This is a genomic window from Pseudomonas fluorescens (genome assembly GCF_902497745.1).
GTDB lineage: Bacteria > Pseudomonadota > Gammaproteobacteria > Pseudomonadales > Pseudomonadaceae > Aquipseudomonas > Aquipseudomonas fluorescens_BM.
The window spans coordinates 202,804-219,298 of sequence record NZ_CABVHJ010000003.1 but is presented as its reverse complement, the minus strand read 5'-3'; the positions used below and the strand labels follow the sequence as shown (position 1 = coordinate 219,298).

At 58.5% G+C, this 16,495-nt stretch carries 13 protein-coding genes; 10 read left to right on the top strand and 3 right to left on the bottom strand.

Features of this window, described 5'->3' with window-relative positions; all coding sequences use genetic code 11:
• Positions 1-384: 384 nt before the first annotated feature.
• Together F8N44_RS06135 and F8N44_RS06130 are read right to left on the bottom strand one after the other, a co-directional pair.
• Positions 385-2,865, bottom strand: coding sequence for a hypothetical protein (locus F8N44_RS06135; protein ID WP_150649703.1), 2,481 nt, complete (start codon positions 2,863-2,865; stop codon positions 385-387).
• A 405-nt stretch (positions 2,866-3,270) separates the two neighbouring features.
• Positions 3,271-3,630 carry a DUF6124 family protein gene (locus F8N44_RS06130; protein WP_102900463.1) on the bottom strand — a complete coding sequence of 120 codons (360 nt, stop codon included), beginning with the start codon at positions 3,628-3,630 and terminating at the stop codon, positions 3,271-3,273.
• Between the two features lie 562 nt (positions 3,631-4,192).
• Between F8N44_RS06130 and F8N44_RS06125 the strand changes: the two genes are divergently transcribed.
• Complete coding sequence (locus F8N44_RS06125) at positions 4,193-4,519, top strand: hypothetical protein (RefSeq protein ID WP_150649702.1); 327 nt, start codon at positions 4,193-4,195, stop codon at positions 4,517-4,519.
• Between the two features lie 216 nt (positions 4,520-4,735).
• Here F8N44_RS06125 and F8N44_RS06120 read toward each other — a convergent pair whose 3' ends face one another.
• Entirely contained in the window at positions 4,736-5,095 is a 360-nt protein-coding gene (locus tag F8N44_RS06120; RefSeq protein ID WP_150649701.1) for a DUF6124 family protein, read from the bottom strand.
• Between the two features lie 610 nt (positions 5,096-5,705).
• Between F8N44_RS06120 and flhA the strand changes: the two genes are divergently transcribed.
• From flhA to F8N44_RS06075, 9 genes are all read left to right on the top strand, one after another.
• Positions 5,706-7,835: a flagellar biosynthesis protein FlhA gene (flhA, locus tag F8N44_RS06115; RefSeq protein ID WP_150649700.1), complete on the top strand. Its 2,130-nt coding sequence runs from the start codon at positions 5,706-5,708 to the stop codon at positions 7,833-7,835.
• A gap of 11 nt (positions 7,836-7,846) precedes the next feature.
• Positions 7,847-9,187, top strand: a complete 1,341-nt coding sequence (flhF, locus tag F8N44_RS06110; RefSeq protein ID WP_150649699.1) for a flagellar biosynthesis protein FlhF — start codon at positions 7,847-7,849, stop codon at positions 9,185-9,187.
• Between the two features lie 116 nt (positions 9,188-9,303).
• Positions 9,304-10,134 carry a flagellar synthesis regulator FleN gene (gene fleN, locus F8N44_RS06105; RefSeq protein ID WP_003222917.1) on the top strand — a complete coding sequence of 277 codons (831 nt, stop codon included), beginning with the start codon at positions 9,304-9,306 and terminating at the stop codon, positions 10,132-10,134.
• A complete protein-coding gene (fliA, locus tag F8N44_RS06100; protein WP_007920004.1) occupies positions 10,131-10,871 on the top strand; it encodes an RNA polymerase sigma factor FliA in 741 nt (246 codons plus the stop codon). Before fleN ends, fliA begins: the two co-directional genes overlap by 4 nt.
• 166 nt (positions 10,872-11,037) lie before the next feature.
• Positions 11,038-11,409 (top strand): chemotaxis response regulator CheY, encoded by a 372-nt coding sequence (locus F8N44_RS06095; protein WP_161986607.1) that lies wholly within the window; start codon positions 11,038-11,040, stop codon positions 11,407-11,409.
• An 18-nt stretch (positions 11,410-11,427) separates the two neighbouring features.
• Complete coding sequence (locus F8N44_RS06090; protein ID WP_007920000.1) at positions 11,428-12,216, top strand: protein phosphatase CheZ; 789 nt, start codon at positions 11,428-11,430, stop codon at positions 12,214-12,216.
• 56 nt (positions 12,217-12,272) lie between these two features.
• Positions 12,273-14,543: a chemotaxis protein CheA gene (locus tag F8N44_RS06085; RefSeq protein ID WP_150649698.1), complete on the top strand. Its 2,271-nt coding sequence runs from the start codon at positions 12,273-12,275 to the stop codon at positions 14,541-14,543.
• A 49-nt stretch (positions 14,544-14,592) separates the two neighbouring features.
• Positions 14,593-15,753 (top strand): protein-glutamate methylesterase/protein-glutamine glutaminase, encoded by a 1,161-nt coding sequence (locus tag F8N44_RS06080; protein ID WP_150649697.1) that lies wholly within the window; start codon positions 14,593-14,595, stop codon positions 15,751-15,753.
• Positions 15,753-16,493, top strand: a complete 741-nt coding sequence (locus F8N44_RS06075; RefSeq protein ID WP_016987476.1) for a flagellar motor protein — start codon at positions 15,753-15,755, stop codon at positions 16,491-16,493. Before F8N44_RS06080 ends, F8N44_RS06075 begins: the two co-directional genes overlap by 1 nt.
• The last annotated feature ends 2 nt before the right edge of the window (positions 16,494-16,495 follow it).

Below are 16,495 nucleotides of genomic sequence, written 5' to 3'. Positions count from 1 at the left end.
CTGATTCGTCAGCGACCGACCCACAATAGAGCCCACCCCCATGGCGCACAAGCCGGCGGATTCTGGCGTAGCTGTAGGCAATGGCGCAAGAATTTGTAGCCTGAAAGGCGTGTCTGGAGGTGTCTTTTAAACACCTGAGTTTAAAAGGCGATTTGCACTGACTTCACTGGCCCCTTCGCGAGCACCGCTCCCGCATTTGGAATGCGTTCCACTCTCATATTTGGAATGCGTTCCCTGTGGGAGCGATTCTGCTCGCGAAAGCGCCATCCCGGTCAGCAGAAAAACCTCGATCAAACCCCGCTGTTTAAATATCTAGTTAAATAAATCCGTCCACCTTTTTGTACACTTGCTGTCGTGATTTACTATCGAGCAGTCTGACCGTTTTCATGGAGTAAATTGAAAGTTGTCCAGTTCTAGATGTTGCGCGCTTAATATACCTTCGATTCTTAATCTAAATATTCTCGGAGTTGAAAATTTAATAGCAGTGGGCCGAATGGGTGCTGAATTATAGGTTTTCGTCTCTAAGGTTTTTCCGGATTTGTCATAAGTTGTCAACTTGCATTCTACAGCTACTAACCCCACAATCCAAAAGCTGAGGCTGGAGTACGGTGATCTGAACTGGTAGTCCACCGTACTGTTGTTGAATATCATCAATCTTGACTTCTCGTGGGGGGAGACAGTTGTAGAGCCGTTTTCAATCCTTACGCTACCTGATCCGCTGACCCATGTTAGTTGCCCGCTAGGAATCTCATGACAGGCCACACCTTTAGGCGTTATTAGGTGTCTGCTCGAACCAAAGTCCTCGCTTAGTGAAAGCTCTATTGGACGCACATCAGCAGAGTGAGATCTCAAATCATTATGCAAATCCTTAACCCAAAATCCATATACGGTGCCCGCGTTAAGGCCCGTGACCGTTTTTTCCCAGTAACCGGTTGTCGCATTGGCAGAAACTTGACCTAAGGACGTTCCAGAGAATACTTGGACTTTGGATCCCTTAGTGGCATAGCCGCTCAACTTGATCGCTGTTTCTATTGTGAAGCGACTATATCCGGGGATTTCGATGCCGCTCGGCAAGCCTTTTATTGAGGTGATCGTCGGGGCGGTGGCGGCTGTCACGGTCAATGTTCTGACCGCCGACTCGGCACCTGTGCCATACAACGCCTTGGCCTTGAAGCTGTGCGCAGCCACACTCAGGCCTGAAACCAGCCGCTCCCATTTGCCTGTTACGGGATCGGCAGTCGCTTTGCCTATCGGGACAGCCCCATCAAAGATCTCGACTTCCAGCCGCGGTGTGGCGGTGCCGTTCAGTTTGATGGTGGTATCGGATGTGAATCCATTGTCGGGTATTTCCACGTCTGCGGAGTCCTTCACCGAATCAATGGCAGGCGTCAGTGCATTGGAAAGGGTCAATGTTCTGCCGACAGAGACCTGACCTGTGCCGTACTTCGCTTTGGCTGTGAATGTGCGAGTGCCAATGCCGGGCAGTGTGGTCTCATAAGTCCAGATGCCGCTGGCATTTACCGGGCGATTACCTTTTGTGGCTGCACCCTCGAAAATCTCGACCTGCTGCAGTGGTGTCGCTGTACCAGTCAACTTCACCTGTGGATCGACGGTGCCACCGTTATGCGGGATTTCCTTGTTCAGGGAGTCTGTTACCGAGGTGATTTCCGGTTTCAGATCAATCGGGGCCGCATCGGTCACTGTGGCGATCGCTATGTTGGAGCTCCCCACCAGATCGCCATTGGACCTGCGCAGTTCGTAAGTCACGGTAATGTTACTGCCCGCGAAAACCTGGTCGTTGGCCACTTCAATAAACAAGGTTTTCTTGGAACCAAAAGGATCCGCTTCAACTTTGCCGGGGACAGTCACCACTACGTCGGCGGGCTGGCCTGTGTTTTTAGCGGTGTAGGTTGCGAGCACTTCATCGCCCGCCACAAAGCGGTTGTCTGCCGTCAGAACCACCACCAATAACGGATTCCCGGCCAGTTTTTCCAGATCGATGATGCTCGCGTCATCACCTGGGAAGTCTTCCAGACGTTCCAGCAGAATCGGCATCGGCAGCAGGACGCCGTCCAGATCCTCATTCACGCTCTGCACCGGCGACCACGGGGCATCAGTGTCCGGGCCGTTGCCGAGCTGGTCGGTGACGGTGTAGGAAAAATGCAGCTTTTTATCCAGCCGTTTCGCCTCGTCCAGAAAGGCGCGGGTGAGGGTGAAGCAAATGGTGATCGGGTTTTCTGAGCCGGGATTGGGCGGTTGCGGCGCCTGATTCGGATTGACCTTGGGCTTGGGTTCCAGCAGTTCGCCGTTGCACTTGAGGGTGATGACGTCATACGCCCGGCAATACGGGTAGGCCACGCAGACTTCGGCGCTGACGAAGTCCGGGCCGACGCCGTTCTTGATCACTTCCGGCAGTAGCAACTTGAGTTCGGAGTGGCCACCGGGGTCGGTCAGGCGATCCTTCAGGCCGGGGCGGATGCGGTTGTAGAGGATTTCCAGTGGTGGTGTGGAAGTGCCGATGTTGCTGCTGCCGCGCCTGACGGTGTAGTACAGCTTATTGATCTTGTCCGGATGCAGGCGGCCCTTGGGAATGCGCACCGTGGTGCGCACGTCTGGATCCTCAATGGTTTCGCTGTCCAGTGCGGCCGGTTCATTCTCAAGCCAAAGCTCCATGATGTCCCCAGGATCCATGGTGCCCGCCAACGGTGGATCGACGAGGACAACGGCGCCTTCACCGTCGGTGACAAGGTCATAAGCGACCAAGGGCACGCCGATATGTGCACCTGTCACGGGCGTGGTCTGGCCGTTGACCATTGGCGGGCTAAGGACGAGGACGGTGTTGTCCGGTGGGGTTGAGGTGGTCATGGATGAGGCTCCTGCGCGGTGGGGACGGGCAGGGGTTATCAGAGCGCTTAATTGAAAATTGCGCACCTGTCAGATCTGACAGGTGGCGACGAGTGGTCATTGGCGCGAACATCAAAAGCAAAAGATCGCAGCCTTCGGCAGCTCCTACACCGGTCTATGTAGGAGCTGCCGAAGGCTGCGATCTTTTGAACTAAAAAGCGGGAAAGCTTCGTCGTGCCCCATTTAGCCGTTTGTGTTGGCGGTGAGATTGCCTTCGCGAGCAGGCTCGCTCCCACAGGGTTCGGCGTATAAAAACAGGTTTGTGATCGACGCCGATCCCTGTGGGAGCGGGCTTGCTCCGGGCGGCGATCCGACGAAGACGTCAGCCGCTGCACCGATTCATTCAAGGCTTGTCACCGAACCGTGCTACTGCGGCAATTCCAGATTATCCATCACCCGATTCACCGCCAGTTCGCCGAGCATGATCAATTGCGCAATCCCCAGCAGCGTTCTGCGCTGCGATGCGGGGATGAGGTGGGCGAAGTCATGGGCGATGGTTCTGGCTGAGGCGAGTGTTTCACTGGCATCGGCCAGCAGCTCCTCGTTCTTGAAGTCGGCGGTGACGGCGTACATCCGACGGGTTTTACGGGGCGGTGGGGTTGAGCCGGGTGGGCAGAGGTAGTGATCGAGGGCGCGGTCGGCGGCTTCGTGGAGTTTCTTTGAATCGAGGGATTCGTAGGGGGAGGTGGGGTCGGTTTCGGGTGGGTTTGGCGTTGGTTTGATCATCGGTAAAGCCTCTAGAGTAGTGAAGCTGCCACCGTTCGCTGCTAACGAAGGAGGTGGCGGCTGTACGCGGGTTAGCAGACCAGGACTCTAGAACCCGGCGCACCGAAGTGCCCCACGCAAAGCCGCCATAACTGCAACGGACTTTGTGCGTCTAGAGTTAATCCGGGCTGCTAAACCCGATCGCTGAAGTAATGAGCGACCGACCCACAATAGAACCCGCCCCCAAGGCGCACAAGCCGGCGGATTCTGGCTTGGCTGTAGGCAATGACGCAAGAATTTGTAGCCTCGAAGGCGTGTCTGGAGGTGTCTTTTAAACATCGTGGTTTAAAGGCAAAAGTTTGGGCGATCAGTCCAGATGAAAACGTTTTCTGTTCCTGAAGAAACCTCAAGGACAATTGGACGATCCCAACCGATTTACGGCGCGACTCAAGATTTACCTTTCGTCTGAAAAGACGTCGCACCTGTCAGGTTTTACAGGTGTGGAATAGATTTCTTTGCGATTTGATTGTTGGTGATGCCGCACGCTTTGTGCGCGCACTTCTGCACGAAAGGGAGAGATAAAATGAAAGGTACATTCGTAAGGTATGACGAGAGCACGGGTACGGTCTTTATCAAGGCTAACGCCGAAGCCGAAGCCGAAGTCGAAGCCGATGCTGAAGCTGAAGCTGATTTTGACTCCCGAGCTTCCTTCATTCGAGACGCAAGAGAGCTGGCGCGGCAGATAAAAAAAGCCCCGGGCTCTCAGCTACTTTCTGAGCTTGAGGATGAAAATTACTACCTCATCGTTCCGGAAGAGCATCGGCGCCAGATGAGTATCAAACCGGGCGCGGAGGTCGACTTTGATCTTGTGGGAAATGGGTCGAAGGAAGTGGCCAGGATGCGTTTCTAGAAAATCTGATTTTGTTGAACAAGGGGGAGCAGCAGGCAGATTTTCAGTCTTTCAACGAGACTTTTCCGATTCCGTTTGATTCACGGAGGCTGCTCGCCAGCCAACAGAACAATCCTCGGTAAAATCCCTCTGTTTGATTTCGCGGCAAAAGTCGGAAGGCTTGTTGATCATTCCCACGCTTCGCGTGGGAATGATTTTCTGTCGTGTGATCAGGCGTTAATTCGGTAATTCCAGATTATCCATCACCCGATTCACCGCCAGTTCCCCGAGCATGATCAATTGCGCGATCCCCAACAGCGTCCTGCGCTGCGATGCGGGGATGAGGTGGGCGAAGTCATGGGCGATGGTTCGGGCTGAGGCGAGTGTTTCGCTGGCATCGGCCAGCAGCTCCTCATTTTTGAAGTCCGCGGTGACGGCGTACATCCGGCGGGTTTTGCGTGGCGGTGGCGTGAAGCCGGGCGGGCAGAGGTAGTGATCGAGGGCGCGGTCGGCGGCTTCGTGGAGTTTTTTGGAATCGAGGGATTCGTAGGGGGAGGTGGGGTCGGTTTCGGGTGGGTTTGGCGTTGGTTTGATCATGGTGAAGCTCCTGGAGTCATTGGAGCTGCCAGCGTTCGCTGCGAGACGAATGAGGGTGGCAGCTATACGCGGGTCGCAGACCGGGACTCTAGAGCCGGCAGACCCGAAGGTCTCCCACGTACAGCCGCCATAAGCAAAGCGGATGTTGTGCGTCCAGAGATCGACGGGCTGCGAGACCCGATCGCTGATGTGTCAGCGACCGACCCACAATAGAACCCGACCCCAAAGCGCACAAGCCGGCGGATTCTGGCTTGGCTGTAGGCAATGGCGCAAGGATTTGTAGCCTTGAAGGCGTGTCTGGAGGTGTCTTTTAAACACCTGAGTTTAATAGGTGATTTGCGCTGACTTCACTGGCCCCTTCGCGAGCAAGCTCGCTCCCACATTTGGATTGCATTCCAATCCCACCTTTGGTTGCATCACATTCCCAATTTGGAATGCATTCCCCTGTGGGAGCGAGCCTGCTCGCGAAGGGGGCATCCCGGTCAGTAGAAAACTCTCGGTTAAACCTCTCTGTTTCAATCCTTGGCAAAAGTTGGAAAGCTTCTTGCAGTACCCGCCGTGAGCCCGCTCTGGGCGTCAAAAGTTTGCTTTAAAGGAACGGGGAAAACCGGTGGATCGCTCTCAGTTATTCAACACTGCTCGCACGAATGTTGCCGACCTCAGTCGAGGCAATCTGGGCGTGCCGTTGTTGCTGCTGGTCATGTTGGCAATGATGATGTTGCCGATTCCGCCGTTCCTGCTCGACGTGTTTTTTACCTTCAACATCGCGCTGTCGATTGTCGTCCTGCTGGTCTGCGTGTATGCACTGCGGCCGCTGGATTTCGCCGTGTTCCCGACGATCCTGCTGGTCGCGACGTTGTTGCGGCTGGCGTTGAACGTGGCTTCGACGCGGGTGGTGATGCTCCACGGTCAGGATGGCCACGCCGCTGCCGGTAAGGTGATTCAGGCCTTCGGTGAGGTGGTGATCGGCGGTAACTACGTGGTCGGTATCGTGGTCTTCGCGATCCTGATGATCATTAACTTCGTCGTGGTAACGAAAGGTGCCGGGCGGATTTCCGAGGTGAGCGCGCGTTTCACCCTCGATGCGATGCCCGGCAAACAAATGGCGATCGACGCCGACCTCAACGCCGGTCTGATCGACCAGAACCAGGCCAAGGCGCGCCGTCAGGAAGTCGCCCAAGAGGCTGAGTTCTACGGTTCGATGGACGGTGCCAGCAAGTTCGTCCGCGGTGACGCCATCGCCGGCCTGCTGATTCTGTTTATCAACCTTATCGGCGGCATGGCCGTCGGTATCTTCCAGCACAACATGAGCTTCGGCGATGCGGGCCGGGTTTATGCCTTGCTGACCATCGGTGACGGTTTAGTGGCGCAATTGCCATCACTGTTGTTGTCGACAGCGGCAGCGATCATGGTGACCCGTGCTTCCGGTTCGGAAGACATGGGCAAGCAGATCAATCGTCAGATGTTCGCCTCGCCGAAAGCGCTGGCGGTGGCGGCCGGTTTGATGGCAGTCATGGGCCTGGTGCCGGGCATGCCGCACTTCTCCTTCCTGACCATGGCGGCGCTGGCCGCTGGCGGCGCGTACCTGTTCTGGAAAAAGCAGAACGTGGCCAAGGTCGTAGCGCTGGAAGAGGTCAAGCGTCAGCAGGAACTGCTGCCGTCGCCGGCCCGCGCCATGGAAACCAAAGAGCTGGGCTGGGACGACGTGACACCGATCGACATGATCGGTCTGGAAGTCGGCTATCGCCTGATCCCGCTGGTGGATCGTAATCAGGGCGGGCAATTGCTGGCGCGGATCAAGGGTGTGCGCAAGAAGCTCTCGCAGGATCTGGGCTTCCTCATGCCGACCGTGCACATCCGCGACAACCTCGATCTGGCGCCCAGCGCCTATCGCCTGACCCTGATGGGGGTGATCCTCGCTGAAGCCGAGATCTATCCGGACCGCGAACTGGCGATCAACCCGGGCCAGGTCTACGGCACGCTCAACGGTATCAACGCCAAAGATCCGGCTTTCGGCCTCGAGGCGGTGTGGATCGAAATCAGCCAGCGCGCGCAGGCACAATCGCTCGGTTACACCGTGGTCGATGCCAGCACCGTGGTTGCGACGCACTTGAACCAGATTCTGTACAAGCACTCCAGTGAGCTGATCGGCCACGAAGAAGTGCAGCAACTCATGCAATTGCTGGCCAAAAGCTCGCCGAAGCTGGCTGAAGAGCTGGTGCCGGGCGTGGTCACGTTGTCGCAGTTGCTCAAAGTGCTGCAAGCGCTGCTCGCCGAACACGTGCCGGTGCGCGATATCCGCAGCATTGCCGAAGCCATCGCCAACAACGCCGCGAAGAGTCAAGATACCGCCGCGTTGGTGGCTGCCGTGCGGGTCGGCGTATCGCGCGCCATCGTCCAAAGCATTGTAGGCACTGAGTCCGAGCTGCCTGTGATCACCTTGGAACCAAGGTTGGAACAAATATTGCTCAATAGTCTGCAGAAGGCAGGACAAGGCTCGGAAGAGGGCGTTCTGCTGGAGCCAAGCATGGCCGAGAAGCTGCAGCGTTCGCTCATCGAAGCGGCGCAGCGTCAGGAAATGCAAGGTCAGCCGGTGATCCTTTTGGTCGCTGGCCCGATCCGCGCGATGCTCTCGCGCTTTGGCCGCCTCGCAGTCCCTGGATTGCATGTGCTGGCCTACCAGGAAATACCGGACAACAAGCAAGTGACCATCGTTGCGACAGTAGGGCCCAACGGCTGAGGTAGTGGTTTATGCAAGTTAAGCGTTTCTTTGCCGCCGATATGCGTCAGGCCATGAAGCTGGTTCGTGATGAGCTGGGCGCTGATGCCGCCATCATTGGCAACCGCCGCATTGCCGGCGGTGTCGAGCTGACGGCGGCACTGGATTACAAATTGTCGGCGCTGGCGCCACGGGTTCCGAACATGGAACTCGAAGACGAGCTGCGCAAGACCCAGTCGCGCATCGTCACCGCCCAGGCCGAGCTGAGCCTGCGTGGCGAAGCCGACGGCAATAGCAATCGCCAGATTTTCGCCGGGCTGCCGTTGACGGCCGGCCTGCCGCTGACCGCCGCTGAACCGCTGAGCGAGCCGACCTATGCCGCACCGGCGCGTCCAGCCCCGGCGCCTGCGCAGTCCTCCGGCGGTGTTGATCCGCGTGCACTGGATTCGATGCGTTTCGAATTGAACAGCCTGCGCGAGCTGATGGAAGTTCAGCTCGGCACCCTGGCCTGGAATCAGCTGCAAGGTAGCCGTCCGGCGCAAGCCAACCTGTATCGTCGTCTGCAACGTATCGGTCTGTCCGGCCCGCTGTCGCGCGATCTGCTGGCGATGATCACTGATATCGAGGAGCCGCGTCAGGCTTGGCGCATGCTGCTCGCGCACCTGGCGCGGATGATTGCCGTACCGGAAGTCGAGCCGCTGGAAGAGGGCGGTGTGATCGCCATGGTCGGCCCTGCCGGCATGGGCAAGACCACCACGCTGGCCAAGCTCGCCGCGCGTTACGTGCTCAAGTACGGCGCGCAAAACGTCGCGCTGGTGAGCATGGACAGTTTCCGCATCGGTGCGCAGGAACAACTGAAGACGCTGGGGCGCATTCTCAATGTGCCGGTGACCCACGTCGATCCGGGCCAATCGTTGGTGCAAGCGCTTGATCCACTGCTGCGCAAACGCGTGGTATTTATCGATACTGCCGGCCTGCAAGCCAGCGATCCAGCCCTGCGCATGCAGCTCGAAAGTCTGGCCGGGCGTGGCATTCGTTCAAAAAATTATCTGGTCTTGGCAACCACCAGCCAGAAACAGGTTCTAACCGCCGCTTATCACAGTTACAAGCGTTGCGGGCTAGCCGGCTGCATCCTGACTAAACTGGATGAAACGGCCAGCCTTGGCGAAGTGTTGAGCCTGGCGATCAGTCATGAATTGCCGGTCGCGTACCTGACCGATGGCCCACGGATTCCGGATGATTTGCATCTGCCGCGCCGTCATCAATTGGTCAGCCGCGCCGTCAGCGTGCAAATGCAGGAAGAACCCAGCGAAGAAGCCATGGCTGACATGTTCGCTGATATCTATCACAGCCCGACCAAGCAGGTTGGCTGAGGTATTCATGAACAGTTTTTGTACCTACATCGATGGTCTGCCATGCATTGTTCCGGTTGTGAACGCGCAGCCAGTAATGTGGCCTCCGTCTATGCAAGACAAGGTAAAGAAATAACATGGGCAGCATGCATCCCGTACAGGTGATCGCGGTGACCGGCGGCAAAGGTGGCGTCGGCAAGACTAACGTGTCAGTGAACTTGTCTCTGGCGCTGGCAGAGCTTGGCCGTCGGGTCATGCTGCTGGACGCCGATCTGGGACTGGCGAACGTCGACGTTTTGTTGGGTCTGACTCCTAAACGCACATTGGCCGACGTGATCGAAGGCCGCTGCGAATTGCGCGACGTGCTGTTGCAAGGCCCCGGTGGCATTCGCATCGTCCCGGCCGCGTCCGGCACGCAAAGCATGGTGCACCTGAGCCCGGCGCAACACGCCGGTCTGATTCAGGCGTTCAGCGATATCGGCGACAATCTCGACGTACTGGTGATCGACACCGCTGCGGGTATTGGTGACTCGGTAGTCAGTTTCGTACGCGCAGCGCAAGAAGTGTTGCTGGTGGTCTGCGACGAGCCGACCTCGATCACCGACGCCTACGCGCTGATCAAATTGCTTAACCGCGACTACGGCATGAACCGCTTCCGCGTCCTCGCCAACATGGCGCAGAGCCCGCAGGAAGGGCGCAACCTGTTCGCCAAGTTGACCAAGGTCACGGATCGCTTCCTTGACGTGGCCCTACAATACGTCGGCGCCGTGCCTTACGACGAAAGCGTGCGTAAAGCGGTGCAGAAGCAGCGTGCGGTGTACGAAGCCTTCCCGCGTTCCAAGTGCGCACTGGCGTTCAAGGCGATCGCGCAGAAGGTCGACACCTGGCCGCTGCCCGCCAACCCGCGTGGCCACCTTGAGTTTTTCGTCGAGCGCCTCGTGCAGCAAACGGCAGGGCCCGTGCTATGACCGCAAGCGGTATGAACTACTACAAGAAGTCGGCACGTGACGCGCAGTACGAACTCATCGAGCGTTACGCGCCACTGGTCAAACGCATTGCCTACCACTTGCTGGCACGCTTGCCGGCCAGTGTGCAGGTCGAAGACCTGATCCAGGCCGGGATGATCGGCCTGCTCGAAGTCTCGACCAAATACGACGCCAGCAAAGGCGCCAGTTTCGAAACGTACGCGGGCATACGAATCCGCGGCGCGATGCTCGACGAAGTGCGCAAAGGGGACTGGGCGCCACGCTCGGTTCACCGCAATACCCGTATGGTCAGCGACGCAATTCGCTCAATTGAAGCTAAAACCGGCCGTGATGCTAAAGATCACGAGGTTGCGGCCGAACTCCAATTGAGTCTCGACGATTACTACGGGATTTTGAATGACACCTTGGGCAGCCGCCTGTTCAGTTTCGACGACCTGTTGCAGGACGGCGAACATGAAGGGCTGCACGAGGATGGCGCGAGTGCTCATCTTGAGCCGTCACGCGATCTGGAAGATGAGCGTTTCCAGGCGGCGTTGGCGGACGCGATTGCCAATTTGCCGGAGCGTGAGCGACTGGTGTTGGCGCTGTACTACGACGAAGAGCTGAACCTCAAGGAGATCGGTGAAGTCCTTGGCGTCAGTGAATCGCGGGTCAGCCAGTTACACAGCCAGTGCGCGGCCCGTTTGCGGGGGCGTTTGGGAGAGTGGCGAGCGCGCTGAAGGCAGTGTGGGGACACTGCGAACGAGGCTGGTGCGGTGGTGAACGGCACCGGTCTTGCTCTGTTGTGCTCCAGACAGTCTTTGAGTGCTGCGCCGATTGATTGAAGTGGCGCGTCCAGGTGCTGGGCGCGTTTAAGACTGCTTGGAGGTCGAATTGAACAAAGACATGAAAATCCTCATCGTTGATGACTTCTCAACGATGCGGCGGATCATCAAGAACCTGCTGCGTGATCTTGGGTTCACCAACACCGTCGAGGCTGACGATGGCGTGACTGCCATTCCAGTGCTCAACAGCGGCAGCATCGACTTTCTGGTAACGGACTGGAACATGCCGGGCATGACCGGTATCGACCTGCTGCGCCACGTGCGTGCCGATGAAAAACTCAAGCACCTGCCAGTGCTGATGGTGACTGCAGAAGCCAAGCGCGAGCAGATCATCGAGGCCGCTCAGGCCGGTGTGAACGGCTACGTAGTCAAACCTTTCACGGCTCAGGCGTTGAAAGACAAAATCGAGAAGATTTTCGAACGCATCGGCTGATGAACGCGCGGGGGAGCTATGGAGCATAACGAATCTTCACAGGGCGATTTCGAGTCGACCCTGAAAAAACACGCGGTCGAACTGGTCGAAAGCCTTGAAAAAGGCAGGTTCGGCGACGCTGTGCAACTGATCCATGAGCTCAATCAGACCCGTGACCGTGGCCTGTATCAGGAAGTCGGCAAGCTCACACGTGAACTGCACAGTGCGATCGTCAATTTCCAGATCGACCCGAACATGCCGCAGGCCGAGGAAGTGTCGCAAATCACCGACGCCACCGAACGCCTGGGTTATGTGGTCAAGCTGACAGAGGCCGCGGCCAACCGCACCATGGATCTGGTGGAAAGCGCCACGCCGGTGGTCAACAGTCTGGCTGATGAAGCCCAGACCTTGAGCGCCGATTGGGGTCGTTTCATGCGTCGTGAGGTCGGGGCTGAAGAGTTCCGTGAACTGGCGCGCCGGGTCGACGGTTTTCTGTCACGCAGCAGCACGGACAACCGTGCGGTGTCGAGCAATCTCAACGACATCCTGCTGGCCCAGGATTACCAGGACCTGACCGGTCAGGTGATCAAGCGTGTGACCCAACTGGTCACCGAAGTCGAAAGCAATTTGCTCAAACTCGTGCTCATGGCCAGTCAGGTCGACCGCTTTGCGGGCATCGAACATGACCGCGCCGCGATGCTTGCAGAAAAAGATCCACAAAAACATCTCTCGCAGGGTGAAGGTCCGCAGATTCATGCCGATAAACGAGAAGACGTTGTGTCCGGTCAGGACGATGTGGACGATTTGTTATCCAGCCTTGGATTCTAGAGTTTTTTGGAATTTCAGGTTTTTTGGGTTTTTAGACCTGTAGGAGCACCCCATTAATGAGCTTCGGCGCCGATGAAGAGATCCTTCAGGATTTCCTGGTTGAGGCCGGCGAGATTCTTGAGCAACTGTCTGAACAACTGGTCGAGCTGGAAAGCCGCCCGGATGACGCAGATCTGCTCAACGCAATTTTTCGCGGTTTCCACACTGTAAAAGGGGGCGCCGGCTTCCTTCAGCTCAATGAGCTGGTGGAGTGCTGTCACATCGCCGAAAACGTGTTCGACATCCTGCGTAAGGGTGAGCGTCGCGTTGATGCAGAACTGATGGACGTTGTCCTCGAAGCACTGGACGCGGTGAACAGCATGTTCACTGAGGTTCGTGAGCGTGCTCCGATCACCGCCGCTACCCCGGAACTGCTGGCCGCTCTGGCGCGCTTGGCCGAACCGCAATCGGCGGACGCGGCCCCGGCTTCGCCAGTGGCCGAGATGATCGAAGAACTCGTCGTTGAAGGCGACGCGTCGGGCGACATCACCGATAACGAATTCGAACAGCTGCTGGATTCGCTGAACGCCGTCAAGGCTGAAGCTGAAGCCCCGGCTGCTGCCGCACCTGCGCAAACGGCTGCTGAAGCTGCGAGCGATGAAATCACCGATGCCGAGTTCGAGTCGTTGCTCGATCAACTGCACGGCAAAGGTCAGTTCGCGGTGGACGCAGTTGCACCAGCGGCGGCAGCCCCTGCGGCACCGGCCAAGGGCGACAGCTCCGACATCACCGACGACGAATTCGAAGCCCTGCTCGATCAGTTGCATGGCAAGGGCAACTTTGCCGTCGATGCGCTGGAGTCGGCGATTGCCTCGGCACCTGCGCCTGCTGCTCCAGCGGCCGCCGCGGCTGGCAGCGATCTGATCAGCGATCACGAGTTCGAGTCGCTGCTCGACGAATTGCATGGCAAAGGCAAGTTCTCCGAAGTCGGCACCGCCGCTGCTGGCAGTGCTTCGACCGTCGCCACGCCAGCCGCCAAGGCACCGGCCGCTGTTGCTGCGCCCAAGCCTGCCGCCAAGCCTGAACCGAAAGCCGAAGCACCGAAACCGGCCGCCGCTGCTGCCCCGGCTCCGGCCCGTGCGCCGGCGACACCGCCACCGGAAAAACCGGCGAGCGAAGCCGAAACCACCGTGCGCGTCGACACGGCACGTCTCGACGAAATCATGAACATGGTCGGCGAACTGGTGCTGGTGCGTAACCGTCTGGTGCGCCTGGGTCTGAATAGCGGCGATGAAGCCATGCAAAAGGCCGTGTCGAACCTCGACGTGGTCACGGCTGACTTGCAGACCGCCGTAATGAAGACGCGGATGCAGCCGATCAAGAAGGTCTTCGGGCGCTTCCCGCGTCTGGTTCGTGACCTTGCGCGTCAGCTCAAGAAAGAGATCAACCTGGAACTGGTGGGTGAAGAAACCGACCTCGACAAAAACCTTGTCGAGGCCCTGGCCGACCCGCTGGTCCACTTGGTGCGCAACGCCGTCGACCACGGCATCGAGTCGCCGGAAGAACGCGAAGCCTCGGGCAAGGCCCGTGGCGGTCGCGTGGTGCTGGCGGCCGAGCAAGAGGGCGACCATATCCTGCTGTCGATTTCCGATGACGGCAAAGGCATGGACCCGAACGTCCTGCGCGCCATCGCGGTAAAACGCGGTGTGATGGACAAGGACGCGGCCGATCGCCTCAGCGATACCGAGTGCTACAACCTGATTTTCGCCCCGGGTTTCTCGACCAAGACCGAGATCTCCGACGTGTCCGGCCGCGGTGTCGGCATGGACGTGGTGAAAACCAAGATTTCCCAGCTCAATGGTTCGATCAACATTTACTCGACCAAGGGCCAGGGCTCGAAGATCGTCATCAAGGTGCCGCTGACCCTCGCGATCATGCCAACCCTGATGGTCATGCTCGGCAATCAGGCGTTTGCGTTCCCGTTGGTCAACGTCAACGAAATCTTCCACCTCGACCTGTCGACCACCAACGTCGTCGACGGTCAGGAAGTGGTGATCGTGCGGGACAAGGCGCTGCCATTGTTCTACCTCAAGCGCTGGCTGGTCAGCTCCGCCGCTCACGAAGAGCAGCGTGAAGGCCACGTGGTGATCCTTTCGGTGGGCACGCAGCGGATCGGCTTCGTCGTCGATCAACTGGTCGGTCAGGAAGAAGTGGTCATCAAGCCATTGGGCAAAATGCTGCAGGGCACTCCGGGCATGTCCGGCGCCACCATCACTGGTGACGGCCGCATCGCGCTGATTCTCGATGTTCCAAGCATGCTCAAGCGTTACGCCGCACGGCGTATTTGAATCCGGGGCGGCGGGGCGGCAACGTCCCGCTGCACCTAATGGAGTGTTTATGGCAGTCAAAGTCCTGGTGGTGGACGATTCGGGTTTTTTCCGCCGCCGCGTCTCGGAAATTCTTTCTGCGGATCCGAGCATTCAGGTGGTCGGCACCGCAACCAACGGTAAAGAGGCGATCGATCAGGCGCTGGCACTCAAGCCGGACGTGATCACCATGGACTACGAGATGCCAATGATGGACGGCATCACGGCAGTGCGGCACATCATGCAGCGCTGCCCGACCCCGGTGTTGATGTTCTCCTCGCTGACGCACGAAGGCGCCCGGGTCACCCTCGATGCGCTGGACGCCGGCGCGGTGGATTTCCTGCCGAAGAATTTCGAAGACATCTCGCGCAATCCCGAGAAGGTCAAGCAACTGCTGTGCGAAAAGGTGCATAGCATCTCGCGCAGTAATCGTCGTTTCAGTGCTTATAGCGCACCGGCTCCCGTTGCTGCCCCAGCACCGACGCCTGCTCCGGCGCCGTCGAGTTTCGGCAGCCACAGCAGCAGCCACAGCACCAGCGCACCGGCACGTCCGGCACCCGCGCCTGTGCATGCACCTGCTCCAAGCCGTGCCCCAGCCGCCAGCGCGTCGTCGCCGGCACCGAAACGCAAAGCCTACAAACTGGTTGCCATCGGCACCTCGACGGGCGGCCCGGTTGCCTTGCAACGCGTGCTGACTCAGTTGCCAGCGAACTTCCCTGCGCCGATCGTGCTGATCCAGCACATGCCGGCAGCATTCACCAAGGCCTTCGCCGAGCGTCTTGACAAGCTGTGCCGCATCAGCGTCAAGGAAGCCGAGGATGGCGATATCCTGCGTCCGGGCCTGGCGTTGCTGGCTCCGGGTGGCAAGCAAATGATGATCGATGGCCGTGGCGCGGTGAAAATCCTGCCGGGAGACGAGCGTCTGAATTACAAGCCGTGCGTGGATATCACCTTCGGTTCGGCGGCGAAATCCTACGGTGACAAAGTTCTGGCGGTGGTGTTGACCGGTATGGGCGCCGACGGCCGTGAAGGCGCGCGTCTGCTCAAGCAGGGCGGCAGCGCGGTGTGGGCGCAAGACGAAGCCAGTTGCGTGATCTACGGCATGCCGATGGCCATCGTCAAAGCTGATCTCGCCGACGCGGTGTACAGCCTCGACGACATCGGCAAACACATTGTCGAGGCGTGTATCTGATGGATGTTTTAAGCCTTATCGGGATCATCATGGCGTTCGTCGCCATCATCGGTGGTAACTACCTTGAAGGTGGTCACCTCGGTGCGCTGGCCAACGGCCCGGCGGCATTGATCGTACTGGGCGGCACCATCGGCGCCGCACTGCTGCAATCGCCGATGAGCGCGTTCAAACGCGCCATGCAGATCCTTGCTTGGATTCTGTTTCCGCCACGGGTCGATCTGGCCGGTGGCATCGATCGCGTCGTCAACTGGAGCCTCACCGCGCGCAAGGAAGGCCTGCTGGGTCTGGAAGGCGTGGCCGATGCCGAGCCCGACAACTACTCGCGCAAAGGCCTGCAACTGCTGGTCGACGGCGCCGAGCCGGAAGCGATCCGCAGCATCCTCGAAGTGGATTTCTACACTCAGGAAGCCCGCGACATCGAAGCCGCGAAAGTCTTTGAAAGCATGGGCGGCTATGCGCCGACCATCGGCATCATCGGTGCAGTGATGGGCCTGATCCACGTGATGGGCAACCTCGCCGATCCGACGCAACTGGGCAGCGGTATCGCCGTCGCCTTCGTCGCGACCATCTACGGCGTGGCCAGTGCCAACCTGGTGTTGCTGCCAATCGCCGCCAAGCTGAAGTCAATCGCGTTGCGGCAGTCGCGTTATCGCGAAATGTTGTTGGAAGGGATCCTGTCGATCGCCGAAGGTGAAAACCCTCGCTCCATTGAGTTGAAGCTGCAAGGCTTCATGGATTAAGG